Here is a 17,436-nt window from a genome sequence, read left to right on the forward strand (position 1 = left end):
TCGGCGGTGTCGAAGGTGGTGTCTACGCCGGCGGTGTCGTCCTCCGGACGCGTGTGAGGGGCAGTCGTCCGGGCACGTGCCCCGTCGTGGCCTCCTCGTCGGCGCCCACCGGCCGGGCCAGGCTCGCGAGGGCGGCCGGGGTGCGGGCCTCGAAGACGTCCACGGGTGTGAACAGCAGGCCCGCCTCACGGCCCAGGCCGACGAGTCGGATCGCCATCACGCTGTCGCCCCCGGACTCGAAGAAGTCGTCGTCGACGGATACCTGTTTACGCTTCACCAGCCGCGCGAACAGGTCTCTCAGCACGGCCTCTCGCGGTGTCGGAGGACCGGCGTCCGGGCGGGCGGGGCCGGCCGTCGGAACGGGCAGCGCTCCCCTGTCGATCTTGCCGTTCCAGGTCAGCGGCAGCGTGGCCAGCTCGACGTAGGTGACCGGCACCATCCCCGGCAGGAGACGCGATGCCGCATGTGCGCGCAGTTCCTTGGGGTCCACCCGGTGACCGGGACGGGGGACGACGTACGCGACCAGTCGGCGCTCACCGGGGGTGTCCTCCCGGAGCACCACCACCGCATGGCGGAGCAGGGGATGTTCCGAGAGCACCGCCTCGATCTCGCCGGGTTCGACGCGCAGGCCGTTCAGTTTCAGCTGGTCGTCGGCGCGGCCCAGGAAGTCCAGACCGCCGTCGGGCCGGACACGGGCCAGGTCGCCGGTGCGGTACATGCGGGTGCCGGGTCCGCCGTACGGATCCGCCAGGAAGCGTTCGGCGGTCAGGGCCGGTTTGCCCTGGTAGCCCCGGGCCAGTCCGTCCCCCGCCACGTACAGCTCGCCCTGCACGCCGACGGGCAGCGCGCGCAGCACGGGATCCAGGACGTACGCGCGTGTTCCGGGAAACGGTCCGCCGATCGACGGCAGCGCGTCTTCGTCGGTGAGGCGGGTGTCCGTCGCGATGACGGTGGTCTCCGTGGGGCCGTACAGATTGAGGACCGTACGCCCGGCGGCGAGCCATCGGGAGACCAGGGCGGCGCCGCACGCCTCGCCGCTGAGGCCGACGGTGCGCAGATCGGGGCACTGGTCGGGAGACACGCCCTCGAACAGGGCAGGGGGCACGAACACATCGGTGATCCGCTTCTCCCCGATGAGCCTGCCCAGTTCCTCTCCGGCCCATGGACCGGGTGGCGCCGCGACCAGGGTGGCGCCGGAGCGGAAGACCATCGCGGTCTCGGCGACGGACATGTCGAAGGCCGGTGAGGCGATCTGGAGCACGCGGCTGCCCGGCGCGAGGCGGTACAGCCCGGCGAGGTGCCCTGCGAGGCCCGCGAGGCCCGCGTGCGGGACGACGACGCCCTTGGGACGACCGGTGGTGCCGGAGGTGTAGAGCAGGTACGCCGCCTGCTGTGGCGCCGGGACGCGCGGCGGTGCCGGCGCGGCGGCGAAGGCGCTCTCGTCCAGTTCCAGCACGGGCAGTCCGGTGGGAGCGTAGGGCGTCGGCGCGTCGGGCTCGGTCACCAGGAGCACCGGATGCGCGTCGTCGAGCATGTGGCGCAGGCGATGCACCGGTCCGGCCGGATCGAGCGGCAGATGGGCCGCGCCCGTGTGCTGGACGGCGAGCGCGGCGGTGGCGGCCGCGGCTCCACGGCCGAACGCCACGGCGACGGTCGTGCCGGGACCCGCGCCTCGCGCCACGAGCGCACCGGCCAAGTGTGCGACTCGGTCGGTGAGTTGGGCGTAGGTCAGCGTCTCGCCGTCGGAGTCGAGCGCCGGTGCGTCGGGAGTTCGCTCGGCCTGTCGACGCAGCAGTTCCGGCAGGCTCGCGCACTCCGCGCCGTCTCCGACTCCGCTCAGCAGGTGCTGTCGTCGGCCCGCCGTCAGCAGGTCGTACGACGCGACCGGTGTCTCCGGCTGGCTGACCAACGTGGGCAGCAGTGCGGTGAACCCGTCCGCCCAATGCCGGACATCCGCCGGGTCGTAGACGTCGGTACGCACTTCGAAGAAGCCGCGGAAACCGTCGTCGGAGTCCTGGACGATGGCGACCAGATCGTGTTCACCACCGGTGTGCACGCGTTCAGGCAGGGTGAACTCGCGCAGCCGCCGCGCACTCTCCTGCTGCGGGGTGTAGATGAACAGCCAGCGGAACAGAGGGGACTTGCCGGCGGTGCGTGCGGGCGAGGTGCGCTCCACGATGCTGCCGACGGGTACGACGGCGTGGGCCAGCAGATCGGGGAGTTCGCCGGCGAAGCGGTCGATCAGGGTGGCCAGGCTGTCGGCCGGGCCCACCCGCCAGCGAGTGGGCGCGAGATTCATGACATAGCCGATGACCTGTTGCACCCCTTTGGCCGACCGGTTGGCGACGGGGGTGCCCAGCACCAGGTCGGAGGCGCCGGTGAGGCGGGCGGTGAACGCGGCGACCACCGCCATCAGGACCGTGTACACGGTCGTGCCGCGGCTGTGGGCCAACTGCCGTACCGCTCGCGCCGTCTCGGCGTCCATGGCGAAGGGGACTTGGGCGATCCCGAACTCCTCAGTCGCGGCGCGGGCTCCGGGGACGAGCAGGGGTGCGGGTGGGTCGGCCAGGTAGCTCTCCCAGAAGCCGAGCCGCGCGTCGAGGACACCGGCCGCCTTCAACTCGCGCTGCCACGAGGCGAAGTCGGCGTACTGGACCGCCGAGCGCCGCAGCGGGGCGCCGCCCGCCGTCACCGCTCGGTAGGCGTCGGCGAACTGGGTGTGCAGGACGTCGAACGACCACCAGTCGGTGATCATGTGGTGCAGGGAGAGCAGCAGAACGGCACGCTCGTCGTCGACGGTGACGAACAGGCCCCGGATGAGGCGTTCTCCGCCCGCGATGTCGAAGGTACGGTCGCGGAAGGAGGTGAAGACCTCTTCCTGGGTCCGGCCGCAGGCGCGCAGGTCCAGTCGTTCCAGCGGGAAGGGACCCGTGGGCGGGAAGTCCATCCGCAGGCTGCCCGGATCCGTGGTGTCGCCCGAGACGCGGACCCGCAGGACGTCGTTGTTGTCCTGCACCATGGTGAGGGCGGCGGAGAGCTGTTCCGGTTCGACCGGTGCGTCGAAGTGGTAGGCGATGCAGAGATGGAGTGCCGCGGTACGGGGATGCAGCATCTCGAAGACCCAGAGGTCTTCCTGTGCGGGGCTGAGCGGCACCGGTCCGTCGCCGTCACGGAGCGGGACCACGGCCGGCACCTGGTCCACCCGGCCGGCCTCCACCAGCCGGCGCATGAGCCGGATCCGCTGTTCTGCGTCCAGGGCCGAGAACCGGTCGAGCACCGAAGAGGACACGGGTGTGGTCATGCCAGGTCCTTCCGTAGGGCGGCGAGTCTGTGCAGGCCGGCGAGGACACGGTCCTGACCGAGTCCGAAATCCACGAAGCAGGCGACTTCGTCGCAGCCGAGGTCTCGCAGTTCGGACAGTCTGGCCGCGCAGGTGTCCGGCGAGCCGATCAGGCTGCCCCAGGAGAGGTAGCGGTGGAAGGCGAAGTCGGTGAGCTGGTCGACCTGCCGTTCGTCGAGCGGGGTGGGTGCTCCCTCGTCCCTGTTGCTCTGCATCTGCCGCATGTGGGACGAGAGATAGGCCTTGAGCGGAGCCTCGGCCGTGTGCCGCGCCTCGGCGTCGTCGGTGCCCACGTAGGTGTGGGCCATGAGCGTCACGGTGCCGTGGTCGCCGTGTGGCCCCTCCGCGGACGGGGACTCCGCGGTGCGGTAGGCGGCCCGGTAGCGGGCGATCCGCTCGACGAGGTCCGGCCTGTTCTGTCCGACGGTGGCACCAAGCACCCCTGTCCGCAGCCGCCCGGCCGTCTCCCACGTGGCGAGGGAGCCGGAGGCGCTGAGCCAGAGCGGAAGCTCCGCCTGCACGGGAACGGGCTGGGGCCGTACGGCGACCATGCGGCCGGTGCCGTCGGCGAACTCCCCGCTCTCGCCGCTCCACAGACGGCGGAGCAGCGGGATGTCCCGCAGCGCGCGCTCACGGCGGTCGTCGTAGTGATCGGGGGCGAGGACGAAGTCGGCGGAGTGCCATCCGGTGGCGACCGAGAATCCGGCACGCCCGTGGGACAGGTTGTCGACCACCGACCAGTCCTCCACGACCCGCAGGGGGTGGTGCAGCGGGAGCACCACGCTGCCGCCCCGCAGCGCGATCCGCTCGGTGACCATGGCGAGGGCGGCGCTGAGGAGAGCCGGGTTGGGAAAGACCTGACCGACCTGCTGGAAGTGCCGCTCCGGCGTCCATACGGCGGCGAACCCGAGTTCCTCGGCCGCGCGGGTGACGGCCACGATGTCCTCGTACTTGGTCGCGTGTTCGGTCTCCTGCGCCACCGGGTCCGCGCCGAAGAACATGATGCTGCACTCCACGGTCTTCCCTCACTCGCTGCGGAGTTGCCTCACCGCGGGCCGGCCACCTGACCGCTGCGGGTGGCTAACCGCCCATCGCCTCGATCAGACTCTTGGGCCTCATGTCGGTCCAGTTCTCCTCGATGTAGGCCAGGCACGCGGAACGGCTGTCGCGTCCATGGACCACGTCCCAGCCGTCGGGCACGTCGATGAAGTGGGGCCAGAGCGAGTGCTGTCCCTCGTGGTTGACCAGCACGAGGAATTCGCCGTCAGGGTCATCGAAGGGGTTCATGGCCACGATTGTCCTGAGCCGGAACCCGGCGCACATCGGCGATGACCACAGTTACGGCGGTCGGTGTCGCGCTTTTCACGCACCGTCCGGCAGGCGTCGGCGGCATGAGCGGCGCGCGCGGCCGCACTGGTGATGTGTCGGTATTCGAGAGCTGCAGTGATCCGGCCCCGGGACGGGAAGCCGTGGTTGTCGGTAAGAAGCCGGACTGAGCGCCACCAACCGGGAGACGCCGGCCGTCGACCGCTCCGATGGCCAGGACCTCGGCCTGCTGTTGGCGTCGGCTCGCCGTCCGAGGAGCGACTCAAGGCGTTGCCGAACAGGACCGCCACTGTCCACGGTGAGCCAGACGCTCGATCTCCCGGGGAAGATCCCCTTCACCGAGCTCGAGTGCGGTCATGACCGGAAGTGTCGCAGCACCTCTCTCGGTGCCGACGCCAGCCATCGGCCGGAGGGCACACCAGTACGACCGTCCCGCCGGGGGGGCTGTTGTCAGTGGCCGCGGCTATTGTGCGGCGCAACCGACCGCATCCCCCTCATCCGGGAGGAATCATGGCCTCACGCCTCAACCCGTACCTGATGTTCGCCGGCGACGCCCGGCAGGCCCTTCAGTTCTACAAGGAGGTCTTCGGCGGCACCCTGGTGCTCAACACCTACGGTGAAGCCGGCCAGCCCGACACCTCCATGACCGACAAGATCATGCACGGCATGCTCGAGACCCCCAGCAACTACACCCTCATGGGCGCCGACACCCCGGCCGGCGAGCACAAGCCGGGTAACGCCTACTCGGTGAGCCTGAGCGGCGACGACGACGCGGAGCTGCGCAGCTACTGGGAGAAGCTGTCCGACGGCGCCACCGTCGCCGTCCCCCTCGACAAGCAGATGTGGGGCGACGTCTTCGGTATGTGTACGGACCGCTACGGCATCACCTGGATGGTCAACATCACCCAACCACAAGGCTGACAACGGCGCACCACCCATCGCCGGCCGGGCGCCCAGGCGGCGCCCGGCCCCCACCATCCACCCCGGACACGCTGTGGACGAACGTCTGAGCCGGACGGGAACTCCATGCACTCAGGCGCGTGTGTCGCGGCTCCGGACCTTCGCGTCGGCGATGGATCTGGCTCTGCGACCCCGTCGGCGCTTTCGGGATCGGTCTGCGAGATCGCCTCCGACGAGGACGACCAGCCCGAAGCAAGCCGAACTGATCCCATTCAAAGGCGCCTCGTCGGTAAGCCTGCTGGTGAGCCAGACCAGAAGCGTGGCTGCGGCCCATGCCGCCAAGAACGGCCCGCTCGCAGCCCAGCTGATCCACCTCTTACGCACGACGGCAGCCCATCCGCCACCTGTGGAGTGCCTGTCCACAGGCCCTGTAACGAGATCAGCCCTACAACTGCGGCCCCTGGTACGAGCTGAACATGCCCCCGCCCTCGCTCACTTCCGGCGCCGGCCCGCACACCAGACGGCAGGCGCCGAGAACGGACCGACGACGAAGCCTTCGTCGCCTACGGCCTTGACGACGAAGCCGTCCGCTCTGCGCGCCTGGGCCGTGCAGTGGACCGGTGACCTCGCGGCCCGGCTGCTCGAGGAGTCCGACGAACCGGACATCTACTGATCGCACCGAGCTCCGATACGGCTATGCGCCCCAGCGGCGCTGCGACCTGTACCCAGGATGCGGTGCGCCGGGCCCGCCATGGGACAGGCCGTGCCCGCGATCCGGTCCAGGCACAGCACGGCGAGGTCGTCGGTATGCCGGTCCGCGTTCGGCGTGCGGGTGCGGGTGATGCGCTCGTCAAGAGAGTGCCGGGACCGGCCGCGTGAAGCGTGTCGCTGATGCGCAGCAGACCCTCCACCTCCGCCCAAGGTACCCAAACATACCTCCCTGACCTGGGATGATTGAGGTTTGGGTACCTCGGCGGTATCCTGCTGGCCATGGCAGCACTCAACGTGGAATATTCCGAGGCGGAGCTCGAAGACCTCAGGGCGATCGCGCGGGAGCTCGGCGTGCCGATGAAGCAGTTCGTCAGGCAATCCACCGCCGACGCGATCCATCATCATCGGGCCCTGCGAGAAGGTGCAGAAGTCTTCCAGAGCGTCTTCCGCGATAACGCTCTGGCCGACGCCATCGCTGCCGCAGGCATCGATGACGGCCAGGCGCCCGGCACGACAGGCAGGGCCGCCTGAACCCATGCCACCTGCCATTCACATCGATGTGCGCTGGCTTCTGCAACAGCACGAAGCCGCCCTTCCCGAGCAGCCGCACATCAGCGACTTCTCAGCACTCGTCGCAGCCGTGGCACGGCACCGTGTCGAGCCTCCCCGCCTCGGGGTTGAGCCGGATGCGTCCTGGCGGGCGGCCGCGTTGTTGCACACACTGCTGTTGCTACGGCCACTGCCCTCACTCAACGTCCGTTACGCGTGCGCCGTGACGATCGCCTACATGTACGCCAGCGGCGAGGGCTTCCATTCCCCCTACGGTGACCTCGTGGAACTCTGCAAGGACCTCATGGCCGGCAAGGCCGACGTGTTCGGCGCAGCCGACATGATCCGCAGCTGGCGCACCTGACGGCCCACCTCCGGTCGCAAGGCCGCATCACAGGCCGTGTCCACCCTGCCCTTTCTGTTGCGCACGCGGAGGACTCGGGCGCGGGCGCCTGCGGCACGGCATGCGTGAACGGCACGGCGCAGGCCAGCGGCGTCTGGCCCGAACCCCACCGTGCAGTCTCCTGCCCGGTCGGGCCGGGAACGCACAATGGGGGGCATCCCCAAAGGAGCTTTGCCTGCCTGGGGCGAGGCCACTGGCCGGGGCACCGCTGACACGCCGGCGGCTTGCCCCGCCCGGTCACTGGGTGGTGAGCATGCCTTCGCGGAGTCGGGCCAGCAGGCGGGTGATCAGGCGGGAGACGTGCATCTGGGAGACGCCCAGGCGTTCGCCGATCTCGGCCTGGGTGAGCTCTTCGACGAACCGCCAGTGGATGATCCGGCGGTCGCGTTCGCCGAGTGCGGCGATCATCGGCGCGAGGGCGTGGAAGTCCTCGACCAGTTCCAGGGCCGCGTCCTCGTCACCGATGAAGTCGGCCAACGCGGACTCCCCGTCCTCGCTGTTGCCGATCGCCGCGTCCAGGGAGGCGGAGGCGTAGCCGTTGGAGGCCAGCTGGGCCTCGACGACCTCGTCCTCGGGCAGGCTCATCAGCTCGGACAGTTCCCTCGTGGTGGGGGTTCGGCCCAGCCGGCTGTGCAGTTCCTCCTTCGCGCGCGCCAGTTGCACGCGGGCTTCCTGCAGTCGGCGGGGCACATGCACGGCCCAGGACGTGTCGCGGAAGAACCGCTTGATCTCCCCCACGATGTACGGGACCGCGAACGAGGTGAACTCGACCTCACGGGACAGCTCGAACCGATCGATCGCCTTGATCAGCCCGATCGTGCCGACCTGGACGATGTCCTCCATCTCCTCCGGCCCCCGACTGCGGAACCGCCCGGCCGCAAAACGGACCAAGGATATGTTCATCTCGATCAGAGTGTTGCGGGCATAGCTGTACTGAGGTGTCCCCTCCTCCAGCACCGCCAACTGCTCGAAGAACAGCCTCGACAACTCCCGGGCGTCCCTGGGTGCGACCTTGGACGGGTCCGCGATCTGCGGCACCTCCACCATCTGCTCGACTGCCTGCACGGTCGTCTCGACTGTCTGCACGGTCGTCGTCGCCACGACGCGCCCCTCCCGGTCGTTCGGTTCCCATCCCGCCGGCCTTGTCCTCCGGCAAGCAGGCGCGTACCCGACGTCCGACCGGTTATTCCTGAAAACTTTTTCCTGCTTCCCACGGCGACCGCACTCGCAGATGTCGGCACAGCTCGCACCCGTGCCGGCGAGCGGCCAGGCGAGGTAGTGAAGTAGATCGCGTACGGCGGCGCCGGTGTCGCCCACGAGTACGACGTCGACCGGTACCCGGCGCACGATGTGGGTGGCGTCGGTGTCCACCTCCATGACGGTGCGGTCGCTGGGATACCGGTGCCGGTAGGGGAAGTCTCTACCGAGCAGCAGGAGGGTGTCGGCGTCGTGGAGAGCCGCAGCCGCCGGGTTGCCGATCAGACCAGCCCGGCCGGCCGGCCGGGAAGCGATCAGTGCGGTCCTCGAAGCCCTCCTTCGCTCGGGGCGCGTCAAAGCCTGCGAGGTACCCACCGCTCCCTGCACAACAGGATCCAACCAGCCCTGGACCCCGTCACCGCCGGCCTGTCCACGCCCTGAAGCTCTGGCCAGGTCGACGGCCACGTGGCCAGAGCCAAGCTGATCAAGCGCATGGACTACGGGCGGGCCAACCTTGATCTGCTCCGCAAACGCATCCTCCTCAGGACGTGATCGCCGAGCCTCGCCATATTCCTGCAGCCGGCGTTCAGGTCGGCTCCTGGTCCGGCTGCGGATAGCCGACCTGGGAGATGTCCTGGGCCAGGTCGGTCAAGCCGATCTCAGGGTTCAGCAATGACACGAGCTCCTGACTCAGCGGCCGCAAGGCATACACCTGGCTCACGGCCTCCAGGTCCACGGGGACGTCGTAGTAGTCCTCGGCGAAGCGCGGGAATGCTTCCGGCGAACGGTCGACCAGAAGCGCGAACAGGCCCATCGCTCCATCAGGATCGACAGCGCGGTCGGGGAAGTCGATCGTCCCGTGGTGCCACCGATCGTCCGTCGCTCCCCGCCACATGCAGGCCGTCACGACAGGGACGTCGTCCTCGTCGGTGAACGCTGCCTCCTCGACGAAAGGCTTGAAGAGCTCGGGGACCTCGTCGATCACTCCCGGCCAGGGCTCGCCGTCGTTGCCGTACGGGCTCATCGGCGATTCGTGGTCGAAGCCACGTATATAAGTCCCGGCAGTCGAGAACACGATGGAGTACTCGTTCCCCGACCCGTTGCGCATCGAGGCCATCTCCTCGCCATCCGCCCAATCGGCGTTCATGGAGTAGTACCGATCTTCCCAGTCCGGGCTGAGGATCGCATCGAGCATCGCCAATGAACGGCACAGGTCCCGCAGGTCGGCGATGGCAGGGAGCTGGCGAGCTACGTCATAGACAGTCACGTGCCCATCCAACCTGACACCAGTGACAGCCAGGCTGCCGCTCCTGGGGAGACAGTACGCAGTAGGCGTGCACCTCGCCGCACCCCCACCGGCCTCAACCTCGCGGCCGGCTCTGCTGCGTCGCCTCGACGCGAGTTGCCGGCCTCGGCCGGAGGCTCAGAGCGAGAGCTCCGCCAACACTGGGTTGACCGCTAGCCTCGGATGCTCGACGCTGAGCTGCGTCAGCACGGCCTCTCGAAACGCAAACCAGGCGTTCTTGAGATCGGCCCGTTCGCAGACCGTCTCACCCATTGCGTAGGTGCACGAGACTCGCACCTTCTCCCCCTCCGGGACGAAGTCGATCAGCTCGGCGTTCTCGGTGAAGCCGATCGTCGTATGTTCGCTCCGCTCCAGGTGTTCGAGTGCGCCCTCCATCGACCACAGGAAGTCGAACACGGGCGTCCACGACCACGGCGGGCTCAGGTCGGCCTCGTCGATCGTGAACGTAAGGTCGGACAGGAAGTAGTACCAGCGCAGGTCAACGCGGCTGACGACCGCGAGGTCCACTCCTTCACGGTTCTCCTGGCCTTGGTCCACATACGGGCCGGTCTGGCGATATTCGATCTTGATCATTGGACTCCCGTTGACGGGATCGCGACCGGACCTTCATAGTCCGCGCATGAGATCGGCGGAGCCTGACTCCTCACCGGACGCGGCTGGAACACGGCGCGCAGGCGGGCAGTCAGCGCGGGTACGTTGATCTGGACTTCACGCATCGACGCCGCCGTTTGCCCGGCCAGGCGCTACTCGAGCGGCTCATCGGCCGAGGCTCGGCACGTGGTCCGGTCTCGTCGTCGTAGCGGTCGAATTGGCGCAGCGCACGGTCGGCGTTCGGTTAAGGACGGTGCGTCACGTGGCCTGCTCCTCAGCGCTCTTCATCAGCCGACGCAGATGCTCGTCCGTCCATCCGGTAATGCGGGCGATGGCGGCCTGGGCACCACGCTCGTCGGTCTGACGGAGGAAAACAACAGCCTCGGCCTGCAGGTCTGCGCGGGCTGCGTCGAGCGCGGTCTCGGCTTCCCTGTAGCGCTGGGCTGCGAGTTCGAGCTTGGCGGTGTCCATGGGCGCGAGCTTCCCACACGACAACTCGGTCTGTGGTCCGCTCTGCATGATGGCGAGGCCGGCGACCACCGCGAGCCACTTCATCACGCGGTCCACCGCGGCTGCCGGAGACGCGTTCATCATCGCGGATGCCGCCCGGGCAATGCCTCACACCCTGCGGGTGATCGACGGCGAGGGCGAGACGATCGCCGAACTGGAGATGGTCGTCGGCCTCGACGACGACCTCGCCGGCGAAGCGACCCGGGTCGCCAACCGGCCCCACGACCTGCTGACCCAGATCCATCCGTCCCTGGAACGAGTGCTGGGGCCGCGGTTGCGCACCCGGCCGTCCTCACGTTGCTGGAACGGTTCGGATCACCGGCTCAGATTCGCAACGCCGGCCGGCGCCGCCTGGTGAAGCCGTTACGGCCGAAGGCGCCGAGGATGGCCGAGCGGCTGGTCGACGACATCTTCGCCGCCCTGGACGAGCAGACCGTCGCCGTTCCGGGCACCGAGGCAGCCGCTCTGATCGTCCCGAGCCTGGCCCAATCTCTGACCGCCGTCCTTGACCAGCGCAAACTCCTGGCCGGGCGGATCGAGGAACTCCTGGAGGCTTACTCTCTTTCCAAGACACCTCATGGTGCTAACTCGTCAAGGCGCCGGCTGCGGTGTTCGAACTACTGCAGGTAGAGGGCAGCCAGACGCGGCAGGCGGCGAGCCATCTCGTCTGAGTCGTCGAAGTCGAAGGCCCAGGCAGGGTCCAGCTGCGGGTAGCGGATGGTGGGTCCGCCCGCGGGAAGCTGGTCACCGGTCGCCGTGATGTGTGCGTTCCAGGCGATGACCAGCATGTCCTCACCTTCCAGGTCGTCGCCGTCTGCTGCGGCGGCTTGAACGATGGGCAGTTCTGCGAGGGCATCAGGATTAGCGACTGCGCGCTCGAAGACGTCACGCCCCTGGGCGATCAGCCAGCCGCGGAAGTAGTCGAAGCCATCGTCGGAGCATCCGCCGTTGGCGATGTAGGCAGCGGCCCACAGAGGGTTGGTGTACGACTCAACCATCAGGTCCCACAGCACCTGCTCAGCGGTGATGATGTCCTCGACCGGCCGGGCGGCCAGCAGCGAGGTCGCTTCGTGGGCGACCGCTTCGCTTTCGTGTGGGGTGATCGTTCGGTCGCGGGCCGCCGCGATGAGCTCCCAGAACTGCTCCTTGTTCATGGCGGGAGAGCATGCCACCTCGTACTGACAGAAGGAGTTCTCGACCGTTGGAGATCAGGCTGCCGCCTTCTCTGCCTCCAGGCTCGGGGTCGGAAAGGCGACCAGCTCATCGAAGGGCGTGTGCTCCTGGAGGCAGCGATAGAGCTGGCCGAGCATCCGGTTGAAGAGGTTGCGCAGGGCGGCCGCGTGCCAATCTCCGTGGACGTCGCGTCGGCGCCGTGGCGTCCTGCTGAGCGCGGGCCAGGACGGCGACGGCGCGGGCGAGATCGCTGTCCTGTGGCAGGGGTCGATGGGCGTGTATGTCGGTGCGGAGGATGTTCGCCAGGACTAGGGCGTCGCCGGGGTCGGATTTCTTGCGGGAGACGGAGTGGCGGTCGCGGTAGCGGGCGGCTGCCATCGGGTTGATCGCGAACACCTGGCGCCTGCCGGTCCGCAGCACGGCGACCAGCAGGCCGCGGGACGTCTCGATCGCGATCGGGATCGGGGCTTCTTCCGTGTCGCCGTACTCGGCGAGCAGGTCCATCAGCAGTTGGTAGCCGGCAGCGTCGTCGGTGATGCGGCGTTTGGCGAGCAGCTCGCCGCTGTCGTCGACCAGAGCGACGTCGTGGTGGCGTTCGGCCCAGTCGATACCACAGTAGATCAAGTTGTTCCCTCCCCATGGCGCGGATGTTGCGCTGGTCACGAGCGCATGCGGGCCACGCAGCGACCTAATTCCAGGGCTCAGCCGCCAGGGCTGGTCCGACACCTCATCAGCCGTGTTCGTGGCACCAGCTCACCCCACGGGCCTCGGTCTACTCGGGAGCTCGGGCTCGCGTCTATCAAGAGGTCACCGTGCGGAGGGCTCGCACCACCAACTCCAACGAGTGATCAAGCCGACGGTGTTGACGGGCCTGTGGCCGTAAGTGCTGCCGATCTTGGAAGAGGCATTCTGCGCCCGGTCCTGACGAGGCATCCAGCAACAGTCCACAGGCCCGCCAACGTCGGATGTGGTGGCGGTCGTGAAGACGTCGAGCGTCGCCGCTCTCTGCGACGCCCACAGGCTCGCCACCACTACAAACACCAGGACCGAGCACCGGTCTATCCGGAGGCTTCTATCAGCCGGAGTGGCAACAGAAGTCACGGTCCCCGTGTTCGAACAGGCCCAGCAAGACCCCATGCGTGGTGGGTGATGCTGGATCCGTCAGTAACGAATTAGGTCCTGACGTCCATGCCGGGAGTCGGCGTCAGGACCGGAGCCAGGATCCTCATTGAGGTCGGTGACGGCAGCACCTTCCCGACCGCAGGCCACCTCGCCGCTTACGCCAGGCTCGCACTGAGGACCCGCGGTTCGGGGTCCTCGATCCGAGGCGAACAGCCGTCTCGGAGGGAAACAAGCAGCTCAAACGGGCGTTCTTCCTCTCCGCGTTCGCTGCCCTGGGCGACCCTGCATCGCGGGCCTACTACGACAAGAAGATCGCCCAGCGAAAGCACCACGCGCAGGCCCTGCTCTGCCTCGCCAGACGACGGGCGGACGTACTCTTCGCCATGCTCCGCGGCGGAACTTCTACGAACCGCAACCTGTCAGGGCGGTCGCTTCGCAGACCTAGACCCAATGCCGTTGCTTTTACGGGTTCGCCGGTTGGGGTCTTATGACGAGAACGGCTTGCGTGCCGGTGCGGGTCGGCTGCGGCCAGGCACGATGCTCGGCTCGTCTGAGGTGGTAGTTGGACATCTTGCGTTTCACGACGCGGGGCTGGCTGCGGAGCCGTCTGACAGGCAGGAGTCGTTCCAGGAGGTCCTGCTCGAGCATCACCAGTGCTCTGACCAGGAGGTCAGGGGGAAAAACTGCCCGGCGTGACGGTCACGCTGCGCCGGGCAGAGCGCAGGGTCTCGGTGAAGGAAACCCGATCAGGGTCCAGGCCACGGGTGGCAGCCGTTCTCAGCATGAGCTCGCGCAGTGCGTGGTGGACCAGGAGGTGTGCCCAGATCTGCTGACGGACACCTTCGGGTGTCTTGCTGCTGAGGACGACGCGTGCGCCGCGCTGGTGTGTCTTGATCTCGGCGAAGACGGACTCAATCTCCCAGCGCTCGCGGTAGAGCGCGGCCAGTTGCCGGGCCGGATACCGTCGGGCGTCCAGCAAAGTGGTGACCAGGCGGTATCCGTCACCCCCGTCCGCGCCAGCCTGTTCTTTGACCCGGTAGGCCAGGACACGCACCACGACCGGTTCATCGCGGGCGGGGCCACTGCTCGCCCGGATATGAGAGAGCCACGACCCGTCACGGAACTGCCTGATCACCGGCAGGACGCGGTTGGCGGGCACTCGCCACACCAGGTCGGCGCCGGTCGCGGTGAACGCCTGCCACAACGGGACTCCGAGGAACTCACGATCGGCCAGGACGAGTTGGCCCGGGCCGACCGACCGGGGCAGGCGGGCGACCAGGGTGACTTCCCCGGTGCGGCAGCCGGCGAGTTCCGCGTCCAGCACCGCGTGACTGCCCACCTCCACCAACGCCGCCATCCGCACCTGCGGGAACGCACTCCTGCCCGACCCACGGCCACTGCCGGGACGTCCGAAAGCGGCTTCGTTCGCCTCGCTGTCCGCGACGTCCCAGCAGGTTCCGTCGACGGCCAGCAGCCGTAAGTCCCGCCAGAACGCACCGGGAGTCGCCTCGGTGGCCATGGGCTTCGCGGTGGTGGCGAACAGCACCCGCAAAGGCTCGGATCCCAGGCGCTCCCGAGCCCTGAACAGCGAGGACTTCGCCGGAACACGCCAGGTACCCAGCAGGCCCACACCCCGCAGTCCCTCGACGAGGTGCCGCATCACTTCCAGATACGGAGCAGGCGAGAACAGGGCCAGCCCCAGCACGAAGTACACCACCAACCGGGCGGGAAGCAGCCGCTGACGCTGCTCAGAACGCCCACACGCGGCCACCACCCGATCCACCAAACCTGGCGGATACACCCAGGTCAACAAGCCAAGACCCGATAAGTCAGACACACTCGCAGCCACCCGAACCACCCCCGAGACCCACTGCCAAGCAGACTACGCCCACAGCAAAGGCAACGGCATTGGACCTAGACCTTGGTCAGGAGGTGATCCGTGGGGGCGTAGTCGATCTTCCAGTCGGCATAGACCCCAACGGCGCCGTCCTTCCGGCACCGCAGCCCAACGGTCACCCAGCGGACCGATCCGTCGTCGGCCAGGGAGAAGGCGACCGCGATCTCGAACTCCTCGCTCCCGCACGGGCAGCATGCCTCGCCCGGATCCGCGTCCTCCCAGAACTCCTCGCTATCCGCGATGAACACGCGGCCTCCGCAACCACCGCACACCCGCTCGGCTCCGCCCTCGACATCGTCGACGAGCACGAAGAACACGCGCCCACCACATCCGCCGCAGACGGAAGCAACGATCTTCACCGGACGGCCGTCGGCAGCGTTCCCGAGAAACACCGCGAGCTCCGCAGAGACACCCTCGCCAACCTGATCATCAGCATGCACAGGCACATCGTTCCAGACGCCCGAACCAGCACCCATCCACCTTGACCAAAGACATTAGGGGCCCCCTAATCGTCGTCCGGTTGGCCTAGGCAATGCGTGTCCCGCCGAATCGCCCTTTCGCTGACGGATGTCAAACGTCAGCCGCCGCGGCCATCACGGGCCGAGGTCCTTCGGCGCGCATACCACCCGACCGGCCGACCTGACGTGCCGTCGGCTGCCGGGCCCGGAAGTCTAGACTCCGTCAGCAGCCACCGCGCCTGCCCATCCTTCCGGCACGGGCGCAAGGGCCCATGCACGACGGAGGAGGCGCCATGCTGCACCGCTCCGGCAGGACGTCCTGGAGACGCTTCGCCGTCGTCCTCGTCCCGTCCCTCGCCGCCGCGGCGGCCCTGGGTATCGGCATGGCCCAAGGAGCGCTGGCCGTGTCGTTCTTCATTTCCGGTCAGCGCTTCCAACTCGCCGCCGACACGCTGCGCGGCCGGGGCGTGAGCATCTACCCCATGGTCGACGTGACCCGCAAAGGCGCCCTCGTGCCGGTCGTGGTCCTGGGTTTCCGGCACGCGCAGATCAACAGACTGTGTCTGTCCGTGGTCATCCCCATCCCCGTCCTGGGCCCTTACACCCTGGTGGTGACCGGCGGCATCGGACGGCCGGTGGAGGCGGCGAACCTGTTCATCGACGCCACCTCCGTCGCGGCCGCCCAGGCCGACACCAACAACATCGACATCGGTATCGCGGCAGGCGCTGTCACCAAGGGACCGATCAACCCCCAAGACAGGAAATCGCGCTGGTTCGACCCCAACGTCTTCGCCCAACAGGCACAGTCCGTCGTACTCAAAAACGTACGCGTCATCACGGTCGCGAACTCCGCCGGCATCCTGAACATCCCCAACTTCAGGATGCGAGTCGAACAGGGCGACCAACCCTGCTTCTGACCCCCCACCGAGGCGCCCCCGCACCCCCTCCTTTCTGCGGCCGGTCTCTGTCCGCGGCGGGCGAGCACACCGTGTGCGGCTCGTCCCGCAGCACCCCCGCCCCCCTCTTCTTGTTCAGTCCTCACCTTCGCGAGAGACGTTTTCCTGGATCCGATGTCCGGCCCACGCCCGGCACGGCGCGCCACGACGGCGGTCGCCGGCGTATGGCGCGGGTTCGGATCCTGGCGGAGCGAACGGCCCTTCAGGGCAAAGTCCTTCACCATGACGGCGGGATTGCCCATCATCTACTTCCCCTACACGGACCTGGATCCGCAAGGCATCGTCCTGGCCCTGTTGACCACATCCGGGGCAGGGGTCCTCATCATCGGAGTACTGCTCGCCGTGCTGGGCCTGTCCCTGTGGTTCCAGCAGCAGCACCGCGTCTTCGCCGGGTTCACCACCCTGCTGCTCTCCCTGACCTCCTTCCCCCTCGCCAACTCCTGCGGACTGTTCACGTGGGGTTGACCTGTGGCCTGATCGGTGGCTCCCTCGCCTGCTCTTGGATGCCCGCACCCGACTCGCCCACAGCGGAGGAGGACCGCGAGAGCCCGCAGGACTGGGAGGAAGGGGCGGAGTTGGAAAACGTGCCGGACCCGGGTGGGCGAAAAGGGGAAGGACCAGCAGGAACAGCTGGAGGGCCTGGACGAGCGGAAGGACCGGAAAGGACGGGGGGACGCAGCACGCCGGACCGTGCCGTGAAGAAGGCCACGGGCCATGTCATTCCGCGGGCTGCTGGCCTGCGAACCGGGTTCACCACCTATCTCCTTCCGTCAACAGGACACTGCGACAGGCCTGACGCCCGAGGCCGCACAGTCCCGGGGCGTGACGTGCCTGCACGAGGGCTGCCGTAGCGGCAGTAGCACGCGACCCTTCTCCCAGAGACAAGAACTTTCCACGAGCACCTGCCCGCCCCGTCCAGGCCCGAACCGACCGGCCGACCGCACGGATTCAGCAGCGCGTCAGCCACCGCGACCTGGACAAGTCCGGAGATGGACGA

15 protein-coding genes and 4 pseudogenes are annotated in these 17,436 nt (G+C 68.1%); 7 read left to right on the top strand and 12 right to left on the bottom strand.

Features of this window, described 5'->3' with window-relative positions; genetic code table 11:
• Positions 1-22 precede the first annotated feature (22 nt).
• The 3 genes from RCR19_RS40145 to RCR19_RS40155 all read right to left on the bottom strand — a co-directional run bounded on the left by RCR19_RS40145 (position 23) and on the right by RCR19_RS40155 (position 4,627).
• A complete protein-coding gene (locus RCR19_RS40145; protein WP_331270037.1) occupies positions 23-3,301 on the bottom strand; it encodes an amino acid adenylation domain-containing protein in 3,279 nt (1,092 codons plus the stop codon).
• Complete coding sequence (locus tag RCR19_RS40150; protein ID WP_331270038.1) at positions 3,298-4,356, bottom strand: MupA/Atu3671 family FMN-dependent luciferase-like monooxygenase; 1,059 nt, start codon at positions 4,354-4,356, stop codon at positions 3,298-3,300. The genes RCR19_RS40145 and RCR19_RS40150 overlap by 4 nt, the downstream gene beginning before the upstream one ends.
• A gap of 64 nt (positions 4,357-4,420) precedes the next feature.
• Positions 4,421-4,627: an MbtH family protein gene (locus RCR19_RS40155; RefSeq protein ID WP_286328989.1), complete on the bottom strand. Its 207-nt coding sequence runs from the start codon at positions 4,625-4,627 to the stop codon at positions 4,421-4,423.
• Between the two features lie 549 nt (positions 4,628-5,176).
• On the opposite strand from RCR19_RS40155, the gene RCR19_RS40160 reads away from it, so the two are divergent.
• The 3 genes from RCR19_RS40160 to RCR19_RS40170 all read left to right on the top strand — a co-directional run bounded on the left by RCR19_RS40160 (position 5,177) and on the right by RCR19_RS40170 (position 7,190).
• Positions 5,177-5,587 carry a VOC family protein gene (locus RCR19_RS40160; protein ID WP_331270039.1) on the top strand — a complete coding sequence of 137 codons (411 nt, stop codon included), beginning with the start codon at positions 5,177-5,179 and terminating at the stop codon, positions 5,585-5,587.
• A 969-nt stretch (positions 5,588-6,556) separates the two neighbouring features.
• Entirely contained in the window at positions 6,557-6,808 is a 252-nt protein-coding gene (locus tag RCR19_RS40165) for a hypothetical protein (protein ID WP_331270040.1), read from the top strand.
• Between the two features lie 4 nt (positions 6,809-6,812).
• The gene (locus RCR19_RS40170) at positions 6,813-7,190 is read left to right on the top strand and encodes a toxin Doc (RefSeq protein WP_331270041.1); all 378 of its coding nucleotides are present in this window, start codon (positions 6,813-6,815) and stop codon (positions 7,188-7,190) included.
• Positions 7,191-7,466: 276 nt separating this feature from the next.
• On the opposite strand, the gene RCR19_RS40175 is transcribed toward RCR19_RS40170, so the two are convergent.
• From RCR19_RS40175 to RCR19_RS40195, 5 genes and pseudogenes are all read right to left on the bottom strand, one after another.
• On the bottom strand, positions 7,467-8,276 hold the full coding sequence (locus RCR19_RS40175) for an RNA polymerase sigma factor SigF (RefSeq protein ID WP_331270332.1): 810 nt from the start codon (positions 8,274-8,276) through the stop codon (positions 7,467-7,469).
• Positions 8,277-8,525: 249 nt separating this feature from the next.
• Positions 8,526-8,813: pseudogene (locus RCR19_RS40180) on the bottom strand (hypothetical protein); the annotation flags it as partial.
• A 199-nt stretch (positions 8,814-9,012) separates the two neighbouring features.
• On the bottom strand, positions 9,013-9,693 hold the full coding sequence (locus RCR19_RS40185) for a hypothetical protein (protein WP_331270042.1): 681 nt from the start codon (positions 9,691-9,693) through the stop codon (positions 9,013-9,015).
• Positions 9,694-9,849: 156 nt separating this feature from the next.
• Positions 9,850-10,305, bottom strand: coding sequence for a hypothetical protein (locus RCR19_RS40190; protein WP_331270043.1), 456 nt, complete (start codon positions 10,303-10,305; stop codon positions 9,850-9,852).
• A gap of 276 nt (positions 10,306-10,581) precedes the next feature.
• Positions 10,582-10,878, bottom strand: a complete 297-nt coding sequence (locus RCR19_RS40195; RefSeq protein WP_331270346.1) for a hypothetical protein — start codon at positions 10,876-10,878, stop codon at positions 10,582-10,584.
• Between the two features lie 19 nt (positions 10,879-10,897).
• Here RCR19_RS40195 and RCR19_RS40200 point away from each other — a divergent pair.
• Positions 10,898-11,458: pseudogene (locus RCR19_RS40200) on the top strand (transposase); the annotation flags it as partial.
• On the opposite strand, the gene RCR19_RS40205 reads toward RCR19_RS40200, so the two are convergent.
• Together RCR19_RS40205 and RCR19_RS40210 are read right to left on the bottom strand one after the other, a co-directional pair.
• Positions 11,451-11,987, bottom strand: coding sequence for a DUF4240 domain-containing protein (locus tag RCR19_RS40205; RefSeq protein ID WP_331270044.1), 537 nt, complete (start codon positions 11,985-11,987; stop codon positions 11,451-11,453). The pseudogene RCR19_RS40200 and the gene RCR19_RS40205 overlap by 8 nt on opposite strands.
• Before the next feature lie 220 nt (positions 11,988-12,207).
• Positions 12,208-12,630 (bottom strand): annotated as a pseudogene (locus RCR19_RS40210) (transposase); the annotation flags it as partial.
• A gap of 546 nt (positions 12,631-13,176) precedes the next feature.
• On the opposite strand from RCR19_RS40210, the pseudogene RCR19_RS40215 reads away from it, so the two are divergent.
• Positions 13,177-13,619, top strand: a pseudogene (locus RCR19_RS40215) (transposase); the annotation flags it as partial.
• A gap of 179 nt (positions 13,620-13,798) precedes the next feature.
• Here RCR19_RS40215 and RCR19_RS40220 read toward each other — a convergent pair.
• Together RCR19_RS40220 and RCR19_RS40225 are read right to left on the bottom strand one after the other, a co-directional pair.
• Complete coding sequence (locus RCR19_RS40220; RefSeq protein WP_331270045.1) at positions 13,799-14,986, bottom strand: IS4 family transposase; 1,188 nt, start codon at positions 14,984-14,986, stop codon at positions 13,799-13,801.
• A 56-nt stretch (positions 14,987-15,042) separates the two neighbouring features.
• Positions 15,043-15,501 (bottom strand): hypothetical protein, encoded by a 459-nt coding sequence (locus tag RCR19_RS40225; protein ID WP_331270046.1) that lies wholly within the window; start codon positions 15,499-15,501, stop codon positions 15,043-15,045.
• 275 nt (positions 15,502-15,776) lie between these two features.
• Between RCR19_RS40225 and RCR19_RS40230 the strand changes: the two genes are divergently transcribed.
• Together RCR19_RS40230 and RCR19_RS40235 are read left to right on the top strand one after the other, a co-directional pair.
• On the top strand, positions 15,777-16,400 hold the full coding sequence (locus RCR19_RS40230; protein ID WP_331270047.1) for a DUF6230 family protein: 624 nt from the start codon (positions 15,777-15,779) through the stop codon (positions 16,398-16,400).
• Positions 16,401-16,553: 153 nt separating this feature from the next.
• Positions 16,554-16,904: a DUF6114 domain-containing protein gene (locus RCR19_RS40235; RefSeq protein ID WP_331270048.1), complete on the top strand. Its 351-nt coding sequence runs from the start codon at positions 16,554-16,556 to the stop codon at positions 16,902-16,904.
• Positions 16,905-17,436 lie beyond the last annotated feature (532 nt).

The sequence above is a fragment of the Streptomyces sp. WAC07094 genome (assembly GCF_036320405.1).
Lineage (GTDB): Bacteria > Actinomycetota > Actinomycetes > Streptomycetales > Streptomycetaceae > Streptomyces > Streptomyces lannensis.